Source organism: Colwellia sp. MB3u-4 (genome assembly GCF_014077065.1).
Classification (GTDB): domain Bacteria; phylum Pseudomonadota; class Gammaproteobacteria; order Enterobacterales; family Alteromonadaceae; genus Cognaticolwellia.
Genome location: NZ_JACGVE010000070.1, coordinates 19,090 through 34,050, shown reverse-complemented (window position 1 = coordinate 34,050; position 14,961 = coordinate 19,090). Strand labels below are relative to the sequence as shown.

Genomic DNA, 14,961 nt, shown 5'->3' with positions numbered 1-14,961 from the left:
TAACGCTTAAGCAGCAATATTTCAGAGCGCTTAAAACACAGCCATTAAATGATATAATAATTATTCATGCATTTACGTGCGCAGTACCTCGCATTATTCTAAACTAAAAGCAGGTTTATTTAGCTAGTGCGCGCATGGTAAAGTCTTTACGTATACTTAAGAAAAAGAAATGGATATAAGCTTGCTCATATTATCGATAAGCCTAGATTTCTTTGTAGAAACTATACTCGAGCCGCACAATTAAAATTATCTATGTAAACCCGTAAAACGGCTTTTATCTCAATAACCACAACAATGGAAATATTATGATCACATTAAATGCAACTATGCCTGATGGGCAACTTCAAGAATTAAAAGATGGTGAGATGATCACCCACAAAACGTCAGAACTTTTCGCTAACAAAAAAGTGGTGATGTTTGCCGTACCTGGCGCCTTTACCCCAACCTGTTCGGTAACGCATTTACCTGGCTATGTGGTTGCTGCTGACGAGTTAAAAGCAAAAGGCGTTGACGCTATTATTTGCGTCGCGGTTAATGACGCCTTCGTAATGTCAGCTTGGGGTAAAGCACAAAATGCTGAAAACCTGATGATGTTGGCTGATGGCGATGGTAGCTATACCAAAGCACTGGGTCTTGAAATGGACACAGCAGCGTTTGGTGGCTTACGCTCGCAACGCTATTCTATGGTGATCGACAATGGTGTTGTAACAAACTTAAACGTTGAAAAGCCTCAAGAATTTGAAATCAGTAATGCTGAAACTATTCTTAAACAGCTGTAAAAGCGATTTAATCTGCTATTAAAGCAAAAAGGGAGCAATGGCTCCCTTTTTATTGCCCACTGTTTTTTTTACCGGTTACAGCAAGACAAATAACCCTCGAAGTAAATAACCTCAAGGCTAGGTAAGCAAGCCAGCGAATATTAGAGAGCAACAAGCGCTTTTTTATCGTATCGCGCTAGTGCTTTATCTCACCTATAACGCTGTTTTTTTTTAAACATAAATTAGATTTTTTTGTTGATATCAAAGTAAAATCAACAAAAAAAAAGCCTACCTATTAATTGAGGTAAGCCTTTTGTATTTGCCCAGCTATTGTAAAGTTTTTTGTCAAGCTAGGAGCTTATACTCAATCAACTTAGTCGTTAGTTACTCGTCGTCAGTTTGTTTTATCATTTCGATGCGATAACCGGTTGGTGCATTAATATCAGTTTCAGCGATTAAAAATAGCTCATCTGACTCTGCATCCAGTATCAGTTGAAAACTCGATAAAATAATCTCACTACTATCTACCTCTGCTATTGCAAACACCTGATACGTATTGTTTTGTAGGTAAATTGATTCAGGCTGAGTATACACAGCGCTGCGGTTATACAGGGCGGTTTCTATGGTTTCATTACTACGAACAAAATAGAATTTTACCAGATTAAAATCGTCACTATCGACTAAATCAATCATGGTAATTTTATGATCGTAGATACTTTCACGCGTACTATTAGGGACCACAAGCGAATTAATGGTCACTTCAATTTCATCAACAATACCATCACCATCCTCATCTACGTCACCATCGCCGTCATGATCAACATTTTCTTCATTCAAATAAAAGAAAACGGTTTTATTGCTGTTTTCAGCCAAGCTTAGTAGGTGATTACTTAAAAGGCGCTCTGAGCTACCTGGAATCAATAAGTCTAGGCTGTAATCCCCCTTGTTCTGCACTATTGTCGAACTGAAGTTACCCTGCGCAAGTGCTGTTATTTCAGCTTCATCGTCAACACCATTAATATAAATATCCAAGCTACCGGTATAATTTGGGATCAGTTCATGTGCTTTAATCGCGTTATAGGCTCTAAACTGTGCTTCAGAATCTGTGTCTAAATGCTCAGTTATTGATGAGTTAGACATTCTATCCAAGGCATAAGGGGAAACACCTGAACCGGTATTTTCGCGCACAATCATCACATACTGTGCCGCATAGGCATAATCTATCTCGTCTGAAGTAAACAAAACCTCTTGAGTACCCGACTTAGTGATATAGAAAATATATTCGTCTTGGTCAAATTTTTGATTATCTGATAACTGCTTATAGTTATATTGACCCACTAATATAGCTTCATTAAAGCTTTCATCCGACCCTGACATGTAAAAATCAACACCGACTGACTCTGGGTGTAAATTTAACACTCGTAAGTTAAATAAGTCCTCCTCATCATCCTCGTCATCGTCAAGTACCTCGATACTGTAGCTTTCAACTTGTGGCGACGTAATATCATCAGTTAGCACTAATAGTTGAATAGTATCTGTGGTTACTGCAATTTGTCCTTGCGCAACTATCTCTAAATCGTCTCGGTCGCTGCTGTCTTCATCTTGCCAAGCCATTTCATAAAAATAGTTGTTGGTCTCTATTTCAAATTTACTTAAGGCTTCAGTGTAGGCAACGCCATTAAAGCTTACTTCATAATTATCGGCGTCGTCGTCATCGTCTGATTCAAGGTCTTGATCAAGGGTTAAAATAATATCAGGAGCATTTTTCGAACTATTGTAAAATTTAACATAACCGACATTATCACTATCATCACTGCCGCCACAGCCAGCAAGTACTAATAATGCTGATGAAAATAACACTAGCTTTGCAGACGAAATAGTTGAAAATAGGTTGGATTTTAAGCGCATATATTGTTCCAATAAAGTTAATGGCTATCACTGCGCAGAGGTTGCTGCCAGAGAGTGTATGCTTACAGCTGAAACAGCTAAAAAGCACTTTGTAGAGCTGTATTTTAGGATTAAGTTCGAGAATTCACAGTATCTTTGCACTTCTTTACTTATCTATACCTTTCTTTACAAAACTCACTTATCGCGTTAGCTTTGGATTAAAAACTTTGCGCTTTATCTTATCGCCCTGCTTCGTCATCTCACGTATAATGCTGGCATTTAAAGCATAAATTAGGGTATTTCGTTGATATTTTCTGATGTAGTTATTATTGGTGCCGGCGCCGCAGGTTTAATGGCAGCAGCAACTGCGGGCTATCGAGGCCGCAGTGTTACTGTGGTTGATATGGGTAAAAAACCCGGCAGAAAAATTTTAATTTCTGGTGGTGGTCGCTGTAATTTCACTAATGAAAATGCCAGTCCAGAAAATTACTTATGCCAAAACCCTCATTTTGCAAAATCGGCCCTTAGCCGTTATAGCGCACAAGACTTTATTGAGCTTGTTGACCGCCATGGCCTTAATTATCATCATAAAACCATAGGGCAGTTATTTTGTGACAACAGTGCTCAAGACATCGTTGATATTTTGATGACCGAATGTGAATGGGCCGGTGTCAATATTGCCATGCGCAGCGAAGTGACCTCAGTCAACAAAAATGCGACCGGATATGAAGTTATTACCGCCGATGAAAGCTACCAATGTGAGTCATTAATTATTGCCTCGGGTGGCTTAACCATGCCGAAATTAGGTGCCAGCCCAATTGGCTATAAAGTTGCCGAACAATTTGGCCTGAAGGTATTACCGACAATCGCCGCATTAGTGCCCTTTACCTTGCACGATCACGACAAACAAAAGTTTGATGGATTATCAGGCATCAGCATAGCGACTGAAGTTTCCAGTGAAGATGGCACAAAATTCAAAGAAAATATTTTATTCACCCACCGTGGTTTATCTGGCCCCGCTATCTTACAAATTTCGTCATTCTGGCGTGCAGGACAAGCGGTAAGCATTAACTTACTACCAGCATCACCTGTCGATGAGTTAATCAATGAATGGCGTGAAACCAGTGGGCAAAAATCATTAAAAAATATGCTCTCAACTGTGCTGCCCAAGCGCTTTATTGAAGCTTTAGTGAAACAAAAAGATATTGCTGATAAAGCCATCAACCAAATCAGTAATGACGAAGTTACTTACCTAGGCCAATATCTACATCACTGGCAAATAAAGCCCAATGGCACGGAAGGCTACCGCACGGCTGAAGTGACTTTAGGTGGCGTAGACACTGACGAAATATCATCAAAAACCTTCGAAGCGAAGAAAGCCAAAGGCTTATATTTTATTGGTGAAGCAATAGATGTAACCGGTTGGTTGGGCGGCTATAATTTCCAGTTTGCCTGGAGCAGCGGCGTAGCTTGTGGGCAAGCGGTTTAATTGACAAGAGATAATTAGAGCGAACAAATTCTGAATTGTGCGAACAGATTCTTGCTTGTGATCCTGCGGTTAACCGTAATTGTTTAGTTGAATGCTCAGTTACTAACAGAAGCTAAAGATCCAAACACACATTTTCTATTCTAAAATTGGTTCAATGTTTCTAACCATTTTGTTCTCGATATTCCCAAGCGTTTTATTATTTTTTTAATTAAAAAGGAATGAATTTGAGGATCTTTTTTATGCCTGCCTAGCGTATAAATATTATGCCCTCCCCTCCATATTTTCATTTCACTTCCTTTACCTTCATCAACATTACAATCAAAATTTGTTTTCATAAACTTAAAAAATACCGACATCGACATTGAAGGTACGACACTTTTAGACTCTGAGATTGTAAGTGAATTATCTTCCATTTTAGATGAAAGTATTTGATGATATTGCTCAGTAAAGTCGGTTAATTGCTGTGACTCTGAAACCTTTGAATACTCTTCAGGTTCTTCATTTATTAAGATTGTATTCTCTGGTTTTCTTATCGCATATAACGAAATAAGCGTTTCGTACAGTTTTCCTAATACAAAATCACCAAGTACTGTCAATTCGGGTATACAACAATCTCTTTTCCCTTCAGATCTTAATGAATGATTTACACTCCATGAAAATCTCAAAGTAGATGCTTTTAATAACTCAGGTCGATCTTCAGCAGTACCAATAACAAAACTTGGAAAACCAAAATCTAAAAATATAAAAATAGTAATGCTTTCATTGATGACTATTTTACTTCTGGATGCGTCCCAACTCTTTATATAAAGAGGGATTAACTCAAAAATATCAAATAAAACTTGTTCTTTTACATCTGGTTTATATAACTCTGTTGTTGTAATTTTTGAAACTACATTTCTAATCGTATTTTCCATCAATACATAGTCAGCAACGTTATAGATTTTCATTTGCTCTTGAATTACGTGAGCTTCTTTGGGATTTAGGCAAATTGCCTGATAGTTTAATGGAAAGCTTCCAGTTAAAAGTGTTGAATTTGGATTGAAAGCATCTATAACAAATTCACTCAAATATGATTGGCAGAGCAAATCAATCCCGTGTTGAAAGAATAAATCGAGTTTACAATCAGCTTGCCATGTAAATTTATCGAGTGGGGATAACACATTTTCAAATAAAAATTTTTGCGCTTCATATGCAGACTTTCTTCTTTTTTTATGAGCAATTTTTTTTCCGATTTCTGTAAAAACTTGCTCAATATTTTGAATTAAATTTACAACAATAGCGGTATTAAACCATTCAAATGCATCATTAGGTGATCTAGTACCAGCAATGAATTCATTATGTATTTGAATAGCTTCTTTATATAAATCAAATACTCTTGAATACTCGCCTTTCAAGGCGTTCTTAAAATTAACGGGAAAATGAACGGGCTTTGTAAATTCAAGCACCGAAAGAGTATTTCCTGACTTATCCGTTAAAAATTCTTTTAGTGGCTGATAAAGGTTTTCCTTGTTATCAAGAGACTTTAAGAGATCTTCATCGTACTCTTTGGATAATTGTTTTTTAACAGATTTAGAGAATAGTTTTTCATTCATTTTAGTAATTCCATTTATTTAATATCCATTGAATAGCAAAGTTTTAATTTAACTTTAAAACTGTATTATTTTTGGTCTGGTAGGCAATCTTTAAATTTCATTTGTATGCTTGGAATTTTGCCTTTTTGATTAGCATCTCCCGATAAAATAACTAACAGCATACCTGCCATAATTAGCAATCCATTTGAAATTTTTAGTAATTGAATTAATTGTTCGACTGGATAACCTTTACTATGACGACTGATGGCATGTATACCACCATGCACATATGAACTTAATGCTTTCCATGAATACTGTTTAAACTCATTTAAAGCGTCCATAGCAACCTCTGGAGCTTTACCTTCAAGTTTAGTTAGCATTTCACTTAACATCGGCAACTTGTTAGCTTTTTGAGCACTTTCATTGGTTAGCTCTGCCATTAATTTATCAACAGCAACATCAGATGCAGCATATAAGAGCCACATAGCTCGAACCAAAGCTTCATACTGCAATCTCACTAAACCAGTAGCTGAAGTTAGATTTCCTGTAGAAATGAGTATTTTGACGCTTTCCGCATGTTCATAAACAACACTACATAAAATGCGGCTACCTTTGATTCGCTTTTCAGTTGTAAAAGCTTGTAAAGATAAAAACTCAATCAGCTTATTTTCAAGCTTTGCTGACTGAGCTAAATGTTCATTCATAGTATATGGGATCATGCTAAAGATTTGATGCCATACTTGCGTTCTCGCTTCTCAAAAGCATAACTACCACCTTCAAGAATGTTACAAATACTAGCTCTTATACCTTCATCTTTAGTTACATTACCGTCTTCTAGTGCTCCCGACTCATAGCTAATTACTTCCCCTTCATTGGAAGCAACAATTATTTGCTCTGCATCAGTATTTACTACTAGGTTGGCATTGTGAGTAACAATAATAACCTGTCTATATTTTTTAATTTCTCTAAATAAAGGAACTAACTGCCCCATTATAAAATCGTTATCTAAGTCATCTTCAGGTTGATCAAAAACAAATGGGCTACCAAAAGGATCTGTAGCTAATTTTAAACAAACGTAAAATGTACCTCGTTGACCTACACTCAATTTATCGACAGTTTTGCCTTTGTATTCAAACTCAGCATTTACATAAAGAAAACTTTTAATACTTTCAGGTGAAAATAGATAATTAAGCAGCTCAAACCTCCCACCTTGGTTAAAATATTCGGACTTCCAAAAGAGATCCTCTATTGATATTTTTTGAGGGTTTCCTTGTTCATCCACTACACCTTCACAATATATTTGTTTAACGCCTGCAATCAGCTCAAAAAAGTCACTAATTGTAGATACATCAAACATTTCTTGAAGACGTTCACTTGTTGTTTTCTCTTGAGTAGTTCTAAATCTACCTCTATTGATACAAGCTTCTAATCCTGAATAAAATTTATCATTATCGAATACGATACTGCCATTAATTTTAATATCAGAAATCATTTTCGTTACTAAATTGTTTTGAGCCTCATCCCAATGTTCTTTATGCTCAGTCAAAGCCAGAAACTTTTTATCAATATGACTTTTTTGTTCATCAATATATGTACGATATGTAGATACTAAATCAGCTCGATTCTTCACATATTCATGATATTGATTTGTTCTCTGTTCAATCTCAATTAATTTATTATTAGCACTATCTATTGCCGATTGATATTCAGAGATTTTATCTAGTAAAGAAGCTATATCTTGATTAATCCCCTGCTCTTTAAATTTTTCAACAATTGCTAGATTATTAACCTCAAATTGAGAGACTTCCTGCTCAAAAAGTTGGATATTATTAGTTATAGCCTGCTGTGTACCCAAAGTAATAACTGGTGGGATTTTATTTAAAACTTCTTTATTACCATTCAACAAACTTAAATGTTGGTTTATCTCCACTTCAGATCTTTGGATAACTGCCTGTGCTTGTTTAAGAGATTCTATAATCGCTTTTTTTACATTTGCTGACTTAAGGTTTAGTTGATATTGGGATATTAACTGTTGGTTTTGAGGGTTGGTGATAGTTGCCATCAACTTAGTATTTCTTTCAATAATGCTATTTTGATAAGTAGGGTTATTGACTCTATTTCCCTCATTATCAGACATCTCCCAATATTGTACAAAGCTTCTGTATTTCCCTACATTTACAGTGATTGAATTGCTGGTGACTGAATCAAAACTTGAATGATGAATACCCAACATTTTTTTAATTTCATCACTTAATTCACTTGGCTCTTGGCTAAACTTTTGAATGTCACCTTGAGAAACATGTAAATATGAATAAGTATCATCAATAGAATTAAAAGACAACTCAGTACCATCTCCTTGATCTACCGTTATTCTTAAGCTTTCTACATTTACATTTCGTGCGTTATGCGAGGGCGAGTTATGGTTAAATAAAGAGTACATTGAATCTAAAAACAAGCTTTTCCCTGCTCCCCGACCACCAATAATGGCAACCAAATTAGGATTCAAAGGAATAGTTTTATTCTCAAATTTTATTAACTGACCAGTGAAAATATCACCACCTAGTTCAATAGATTTAAATCTAGGTTTCATAAATGATTTTTCGATGAAATCATCCGTTTGTTGCACACGAGAGTCAGGCTCAATTAGTGTTTGCCTTAAACCTTCAAAAGTTGGCTTTGCTTTTACCCAAGTATAATTTTCACCTATACCAAACCTTCTGTTATCTGGTTCTCCGTGACCATTTATAGAATGAGCATCAGAACATGTAAATACTGGTTTAGAGACAGCTCCAACATACCTATCAAGGTCATTCAAAAAGAAATTACGATCTTGTTTTCTACCAAGTATTATCTGTCCTTTTTTCTCAATTTCCTTAGCTAACGCTAAAGAACGACCTTCGTCAAAGTTAGGTCTGAAACCTCCATATCCATTTGGACAAACAGCTATAAGATAATCAATACCAGAACGAAAACTTTTCTTTAAATGGGAAAGTAATTTATCGTAGTCAACTGTGGCATCAGATGGTTGAAGTTTATTTTGAATAAATGATTCTTTGCAGCAATAAATAGCATGACCATGTTCATTGGTATTTGAAATTTCTAATCTTGATAAAGCAGAGTTAATATCATCAGAGGTTAAGTGTTCAGCGAATAGACAATGTAAATTTATCCACTCCCCATCTTTATTTGGCTGTGCAATTCTAAATTCAATATTACCTAAAACTGTTATAGGAGCTTGTTGCTTACCTATTTCCTTACGAATGCTCTCTAATTCAGCATCCGCAAAATAAAAATAATTGGTTACTCCTACTAATGAGAGCTGCTGCTCATGTAGTTTTGTAACGTACCCTGCAATTGATAACTCACCAAACTCATTAGCTTGATGAGTCATTGGTGAATGGATGTGCAAATCCCATTTATTCCATACTGAACCAATCATTTACTACTCCTTGTAATTTTAAATATCCAACTTAGGTAAGCTTTTCACAATTTTCATTGTTTCTAAACCGGTGCTGCCCAATCTGAATACAACCAAACGTTAGAATACAAATCTTTATAGGTGGGTTCATTTTTAAAATAAGTAACCGTGAGTTCTTCGAAGTAATTCCCTTTCTCACGTTCTGTTTTAGATGTATTACGGTAATTTTATAATAATTTATTCAATACACTCATGAGACGTATTGTTCCTTAATATTTTGAAACTAGTTTTGATTGGTAAAAGAAAAGTAGAAATATGAAAGCAAACCAAAACTTAATAATTTTTATTAAAGATAATTTATCACAACTAGTTAATTTATAAATCATCTAAATACTATCTAGAATTTGCTAAAACTATTTACATTGGTAATTGTTAGTACTATTGCAAAAATTCAAGTTAACGCTTACCCCCTGTGTCAGGATTGTTGTCGCCTCAATTAATTTTATAAATAAACAGGGTGCGGTAAGTTAAAGCAAGTGGATTATCAAAGATATTCAAGTCAATTTAAAGCAGCAATATTAACTAAGCTCAGTCAAAGTGGCTTGTCAGTTCGAAAGTTTGTAGAGCAAGAAGGCATTAACCTTTCAACCCTGTATAGTTGGCAAAAGCATTTTAATACCTCAGGTTTAAACGTGTCAAACGTGAGTTCGTCAGATAAATGGTCAAGTGAGGAAAAGTTTGCAGTTGTCCTGGAAACAGCCACACTATCGGCAGTTGAATTAAGTGAGTATTGTCGAGTGAAAGGCTTGTATCCTGAGCAAATCAAAGCATGGAAACAAGCTTGCATTGCGGTTAATACAACAGCAAAACCGATAAAAAGAGCAAAGATAACGCCTGAGCAAAAGTCAGACAAAAAACGCATTAAGGAATTAGAGCGTGAGCTGCGCAGAAAAAACAAAGCTTTAGCCGAAACCGCTGCTTTGCTTGTATTAGGAAAAAAGTTTGATGCCTATTGGAAGGACAAAGAGGACAGCTGATTTCGCTGACCGATAGGCAAAACCAAGAGCAAATAGGGTGTCAGGTCTTGCCTTTTGCCTCTATGATGAAGTAAGTTAGGCCAAACCAATTTCAAAAGGAGTTTGAAATGTCTAGACCATTAAGAATGGAATACGCAGGCGCTTTACCACGTCACTTCGCGCAAAAGACAAGACCTGACACCCTTTGCGCGCTCTATTAACTTACTGCCAGCATCACCTATCGATGAGTTAATCAATGAATGGCGTGAAACCAGTGGGCAAAAGTCATTAAAAAATATGCTTTCAACTGTGCTACCCAAGCGCTTTATTGAAGCTTTAGTGAAACAAAAAGATATTCCTGATAAAGCCATCAACCAGATCAGTAATGACGAAATTACTTACCTAGGCCAATATCTACATCACTGGCAAATAAAGCCCAATGGCACGGAAGGCTATCGCACGGCTGAAGTGACTTTAGGTGGCGTAGACACTGACGAAATATCATCAAAAACCTTCGAAGCGAAGAAAGCCAAAGGCTTATATTTTATTGGTGAAGCAATAGATGTAACCGGTTGGTTAGGCGGCTATAATTTCCAGTTTGCCTGGAGCAGCGGCGTTGCTTGTGGGCAAGCGGTTTAATAGTTGCTTATGTTTATGATTTGCTAATAGGGTTTTCGCATATTTAGCTTAATATCACTAGTTCAATAGACATTAATTTTTCTATTGAACTCGTTACTTCAGATCGCCTTAGGTCATCTAAAACAATCGTTTTTCAAAGTTGTGATTGAGCAGTGCAGCTTTAAGCCAGCGTGATTTTTAGTGATCCTAAGTGAAATTAACTTGTTTTTTCTAGCAGCAAAAACGACCCTGGCAGAAAAATCATCGCATTAGTAATCAGCTGGAGATAACTTATAATGCTCTTTAATGCTTAATCTTTGCTTGGCAATACTGTCAAAGGCTGTTTGATAAGTTTCTATGACGTTATCTGGTGTATTGATATTAAATGCCAAGTAATTCGCCTTTTTGTTGACCACCCACACCTGTTCATATTCATTAACATCAAACTTAAGTTGTGTCGCTAAATGGGCAAAACCATGAGTAGCCACAACGATCATGTCGACACGGTCTGCTTGCATCATTAGAAAGGCTTGTTTTAATTGAGACGTTGTTGCCATATTCGGCGAGGGAAAACCCACTTGCTGCAGTGATATTTCTGAAATATCACCTTGCACTGTTGCAACGGTATGGTCAAAAACTTGCCCTAAACTGGAAAAGTTAAAGTTTTTTGATTTTTTTGCTATCAAGACATAAGTAGAGGAAAAAAAAGGCCCTACCCATTTAAATAAACCTTCACGCGCTTGAGTTTTAGACACAGTCAATAAAGCGGTATTATTTTTATCCAAGGTAAATCTATAGCCACGTACCCAAGGTACTAAAAATATTTTTTGTTCTGGTAACTTTAGATGTTTCCATATCGCCTTTAATGTATCAACTGAAATTCCCTTAAGCTTATCATTTTCTATATAATTAGCCGGTGGGTAATTTTCGGTGTAAAAAGTAATATTTTCAATAGATGATGGATATTGAAATGCCTTTAGCTGAGGCAGCATGAAAAAAAACAACCCCATTGATTTTAAAATAAATTTTTTCATTAAAAGATGAATATCAAGCTCTTGGTGAATCATGATAACAAAGTTTCGCATATTAATTAAGCTTATAGATACCTATATTACCTTTACTAAAGCACTGCTATATTCTTATATATTAAATTCATCGTCCTATGATTAACTAGCCATGTTACTGAATTTTTATTGCACAAATACTATATTTTTTTAGCATTTTTTTTCTTATCTGTTGGGAAGAGTTATTTTTAATCGCGTACTGCTAAGGTAAAACTTTTGTTGTCATCAAGCATACTATCGCTGAACTACGGTATCTAATTTAGTCTTTGCTGGCATGCTCCTGCTTGATAAAGAGCGACCATCTTTTGCTACGAGTGAGTAGCCTGCAGAAAAATTTAGCCGGTTAGTTTAATGATTTTCCTAGCCATCAATAGGGCATCTCGTATACCTTAGTAGCATTCAAATTTTGACGGAAAATAATCTTGCAGCCAATGATTCAAATCACCGATGTTAATAAGGTTTATGCTAGTGGTTTTCAAGCACTTAATAATATTAACTTATCAATAAAACCTGCTGAAATTTTTGCCTTGTTAGGCCCTAATGGTGCCGGTAAAACCACACTCATTAGTGCTATTTGCGGCATTGTTGATGCCACCTCTGGACAAATTACCGTTGACGGTAAAGATATTGTTAGCGATTACCGACACACCCGTAAACTTATTGGTTTAGTGCCACAAGAGTTGACTACAGATGCCTTTGAAACAGTGTGGACTACTGTGTCATTTAGTCGTGGTTTATTTGGCAAAAAACCTGACCCCGCTTTTATCGAGAAAACACTTAAATCATTGTCACTTTGGAATAAAAAAGATAACCGTCTCATCGAGTTGTCTGGTGGTATGAAACGCCGAGTGATGATTGCTAAAGCACTGTCTCATGAACCGGCTATTTTATTTTTAGATGAACCCACGGCAGGCGTTGATGTAGAACTGCGCAAAGACATGTGGCAATTGGTACGACAATTACGTGACGATGGCGTCACTATTATTTTAACCACACATTATATTGAAGAAGCGGAAGAGATAGCAGACCGTATTGGCGTGATTAAAAATGGTCAACTTATTTTGGTTGAAGATAAAATAACGTTAATGAATCAATTAGGTACTAAACAATTAATTCTAGATTTAAAAGAACCCTTAACTGAAATACCTGCCAATATCGCTGATTTTAATTTACAGCTTAAAAATGATGGACTGCAGTTAATTTATAGTTATGACACCACCGAAGAGCACACGGGAATTTCTGTTTTACTTCAGCATTTGTCAGTCGCCGGTATTGCCTTTAAAGATATCAAAACCGACCAAAGCTCACTAGAAGACATATTTGTCTCATTAGTAAGGGAAACAACATGAATCGTTACGCTGTTGCGGCTATTTATAAATTTGAAATGGCTCGCACTAAACGCACTATTTTTCAAAGTATTATTTCTCCGGTAATTTCTACCTCACTTTATTTCGTGGTTTTTGGCTCGGCGATTGGCTCTCGTATCACTGAAATAGGTGGCGTTAGCTACGGTGCTTTTATTGTCCCTGGATTAATAATGCTATCGCTATTAACCCAAAGTATTTCTAACGCGTCATTCGGTATTTATTTTCCAAAATTTACCGGCACTATTTATGAATTACTTTCTGCACCAGTATCTTCTTTTGAAGTGTTACTCGGATATGTGGGTGCGGCAGCGACTAAGTCAACGTTATTAGCCTTGATTATTTTAGCCACCGCGCATTTTTTCGTTCCACTTGAAATAGCCCATCCATTTTGGATGTTATTCTTTTTAGTGATGACCGCCATTACCTTTAGTTTGTTTGGTTTTATTATTGGTATCTGGGCCGACAATTTTGAGAAGCTACAAGTGATCCCTCTGATTATTATTACCCCACTAGTTTTCTTAGGAGGCACCTTTTATTCTGTCAGTATGTTGCCGCCCTTTTGGCAAACAGTAACGCAGTTTAACCCAGTATTTTATTTAATCAGTGGCTTTCGATGGAGTTTTTACGAAGTGGCTGATGTAAGTTTAATCACAAGTCTTTGTGTGATGGGCGGCTTTTTAGCCTTGTGTTTATTAGCGGTTACTTGGATATTTAAAAGTGGTTATCAGATAAGAAAATAATAAGGTTAAGCTAAAACATTACACAGCATTTTTTACTGTTTAAACATGCTGTGTTTTTCTGAAAATTTATATTTTTATGCCTGTTAATTTCGGTATTTAAAGCTAATAATTCAACCGCTTGATGGTCAAGTTATTAATGATAGTGACTCATAATTAGGCAAAAATACTGCCTGAGCCTGCCAACCAAATTACTCAAGATAAACTATGGTGAATAAGTGTCTCTATGGCACTTATTTTGCTATCACTCGACTCTCATTAAACTCTCATTAAATCTCGTCGCGCAACATGGTTTTTGAAACAACAAACGCCCCCTACCTTCGACAAGTGATGAATACCCAATATTTACTCTGATAAAACCGGCTCAGTCGGCTTAGCTAGCAAGGTAAAAGTATAGACATAGCCATAAATAGCGGTAATTACTATACTAGGGGCGACAGTTAACCATAAGTTGGGGGTTTGATTAATGAAGTTAACCCCGATAGCAATACTCGATTGGATCGCTATCGGCAACAGTGGTACCAACAAAGTGCCGGGTATCGCGTTGTTACTTAGGTATTTGGCCGAGCGGTTTAAGGCGTTTCTGAAGCTTCTAAAAATAGCGATATTTTGTTTGGTTTTAGAATATACCGTGCAAATAATAGGCACGACAAAGATTAAAGATAGATAACTTTGGCCAAATTTTGATATCAGCTTTTCCAGTATAAAAGTAAATAAAAGCGTAATAGTGGCGCTTAATGTACCTTGTACTAACGCCGATCTTAAGACCAATGCTTGATCGTCACTGGCAATACTATTAGCCCAATATGACCAGGCGAAATAGAAAAAAAATGAGATAAGGGCAGAAAGAATCAGTCTTACTCTAGATGACATATAAAGTTGCCTTACCTATGTTTTAGTTGTGTTTAGTTACATGAGTTGACATTAATGGGTGAAACCTATTGACGCGATAAAGCCGCACTCGCAATAGATATTTAAGCTCAGCACACTGTTGCCATTTCCCTGATTTTAATAACACTGCCAGCCATTTATGTTT

Annotated in this window: 10 protein-coding genes and 2 pseudogenes; 6 read left to right on the top strand and 6 right to left on the bottom strand. The window is 36.2% G+C overall.

Going from position 1 to position 14,961, the window contains the following annotated elements:
• Nucleotides 1–305 precede the first annotated feature (305 nt).
• Complete coding sequence (locus H4J61_RS05025; RefSeq protein ID WP_182135865.1) at nt 306–779, top strand: peroxiredoxin; 474 nt, start codon at nt 306–308, stop codon at nt 777–779.
• Between the two features lie 363 nt (nt 780–1,142).
• On the opposite strand, the gene H4J61_RS05020 is transcribed toward H4J61_RS05025, so the two are convergent.
• Nucleotides 1,143–2,666, bottom strand: a complete 1,524-nt coding sequence (locus tag H4J61_RS05020) for a hypothetical protein (protein ID WP_182135866.1) — start codon at nt 2,664–2,666, stop codon at nt 1,143–1,145.
• A 331-nt stretch (nt 2,667–2,997) separates the two neighbouring features.
• On the opposite strand from H4J61_RS05020, the gene H4J61_RS05015 reads away from it, so the two are divergent.
• The gene (locus H4J61_RS05015) at nt 2,998–4,134 is read left to right on the top strand and encodes an NAD(P)/FAD-dependent oxidoreductase (RefSeq protein WP_404852061.1); all 1,137 of its coding nucleotides are present in this window, start codon (nt 2,998–3,000) and stop codon (nt 4,132–4,134) included.
• A 140-nt stretch (nt 4,135–4,274) separates the two neighbouring features.
• Here the strand turns inward: H4J61_RS05015 and H4J61_RS05010 are convergent, their stop codons facing one another.
• The 3 genes from H4J61_RS05010 to H4J61_RS05000 form a co-directional block, all read right to left on the bottom strand.
• A complete protein-coding gene (locus tag H4J61_RS05010) occupies nt 4,275–5,726 on the bottom strand; it encodes a hypothetical protein (RefSeq protein ID WP_182181639.1) in 1,452 nt (483 codons plus the stop codon).
• Between the two features lie 65 nt (nt 5,727–5,791).
• Nucleotides 5,792–6,409: a DUF6988 family protein gene (locus tag H4J61_RS05005; RefSeq protein WP_220460115.1), complete on the bottom strand. Its 618-nt coding sequence runs from the start codon at nt 6,407–6,409 to the stop codon at nt 5,792–5,794.
• An 11-nt stretch (nt 6,410–6,420) separates the two neighbouring features.
• Nucleotides 6,421–9,144: a TrlF family AAA-like ATPase gene (locus tag H4J61_RS05000; protein WP_182181640.1), complete on the bottom strand. Its 2,724-nt coding sequence runs from the start codon at nt 9,142–9,144 to the stop codon at nt 6,421–6,423.
• A 515-nt stretch (nt 9,145–9,659) separates the two neighbouring features.
• Between H4J61_RS05000 and tnpA the strand changes: the two are divergent.
• Together tnpA and H4J61_RS04990 are read left to right on the top strand one after the other, a co-directional pair.
• Nucleotides 9,660–10,201 (top strand): annotated as a pseudogene (gene tnpA, locus H4J61_RS04995) (IS66 family insertion sequence element accessory protein TnpA); the annotation flags it as partial.
• 145 nt (nt 10,202–10,346) lie between these two features.
• Nucleotides 10,347–10,778, top strand: a pseudogene (locus tag H4J61_RS04990) (NAD(P)/FAD-dependent oxidoreductase); the annotation flags it as partial.
• 248 nt (nt 10,779–11,026) lie between these two features.
• On the opposite strand, the gene H4J61_RS04985 reads toward H4J61_RS04990, so the two are convergent.
• On the bottom strand, nt 11,027–11,842 hold the full coding sequence (locus H4J61_RS04985; RefSeq protein WP_182184200.1) for an ABC transporter substrate-binding protein: 816 nt from the start codon (nt 11,840–11,842) through the stop codon (nt 11,027–11,029).
• Between the two features lie 410 nt (nt 11,843–12,252).
• Here H4J61_RS04985 and H4J61_RS04980 point away from each other — a divergent pair, with 410 nt between their 5' ends.
• Nucleotides 12,253–13,170, top strand: a complete 918-nt coding sequence (locus H4J61_RS04980) for an ABC transporter ATP-binding protein (RefSeq protein WP_259363114.1) — start codon at nt 12,253–12,255, stop codon at nt 13,168–13,170.
• A complete protein-coding gene (locus H4J61_RS04975) occupies nt 13,167–13,928 on the top strand; it encodes an ABC transporter permease (RefSeq protein WP_182135870.1) in 762 nt (253 codons plus the stop codon). Before H4J61_RS04980 ends, H4J61_RS04975 begins: the two co-directional genes overlap by 4 nt.
• 342 nt (nt 13,929–14,270) lie before the next feature.
• Here H4J61_RS04975 and H4J61_RS04970 read toward each other — a convergent pair whose 3' ends face one another.
• Nucleotides 14,271–14,798 carry a hypothetical protein gene (locus tag H4J61_RS04970; protein ID WP_182184195.1) on the bottom strand — a complete coding sequence of 176 codons (528 nt, stop codon included), beginning with the start codon at nt 14,796–14,798 and terminating at the stop codon, nt 14,271–14,273.
• Between the last annotated feature and the right edge of the window lie 163 nt (nt 14,799–14,961).

Coding starts and splice junctions, on each gene's coding strand:
- H4J61_RS05025 (WP_182135865.1), top strand. CDS start 306: ATGATCACATTAAATGCAACTATGCCTGATGGGCAACTTCAAGAATTA.
- H4J61_RS05020 (WP_182135866.1), bottom strand. CDS start 2,666: ATGCGCTTAAAATCCAACCTATTTTCAACTATTTCGTCTGCAAAGCTA.
- H4J61_RS05015 (WP_404852061.1), top strand. CDS start 2,998: ATGGCAGCAGCAACTGCGGGCTATCGAGGCCGCAGTGTTACTGTGGTT.
- H4J61_RS05010 (WP_182181639.1), bottom strand. CDS start 5,726: ATGAATGAAAAACTATTCTCTAAATCTGTTAAAAAACAATTATCCAAA.
- H4J61_RS05005 (WP_220460115.1), bottom strand. CDS start 6,409: ATGAATGAACATTTAGCTCAGTCAGCAAAGCTTGAAAATAAGCTGATT.
- H4J61_RS05000 (WP_182181640.1), bottom strand. CDS start 9,144: ATGATTGGTTCAGTATGGAATAAATGGGATTTGCACATCCATTCACCA.
- H4J61_RS04985 (WP_182184200.1), bottom strand. CDS start 11,842: ATGCGAAACTTTGTTATCATGATTCACCAAGAGCTTGATATTCATCTT.
- H4J61_RS04980 (WP_259363114.1), top strand. CDS start 12,253: ATGATTCAAATCACCGATGTTAATAAGGTTTATGCTAGTGGTTTTCAA.
- H4J61_RS04975 (WP_182135870.1), top strand. CDS start 13,167: ATGAATCGTTACGCTGTTGCGGCTATTTATAAATTTGAAATGGCTCGC.
- H4J61_RS04970 (WP_182184195.1), bottom strand. CDS start 14,798: ATGTCATCTAGAGTAAGACTGATTCTTTCTGCCCTTATCTCATTTTTT.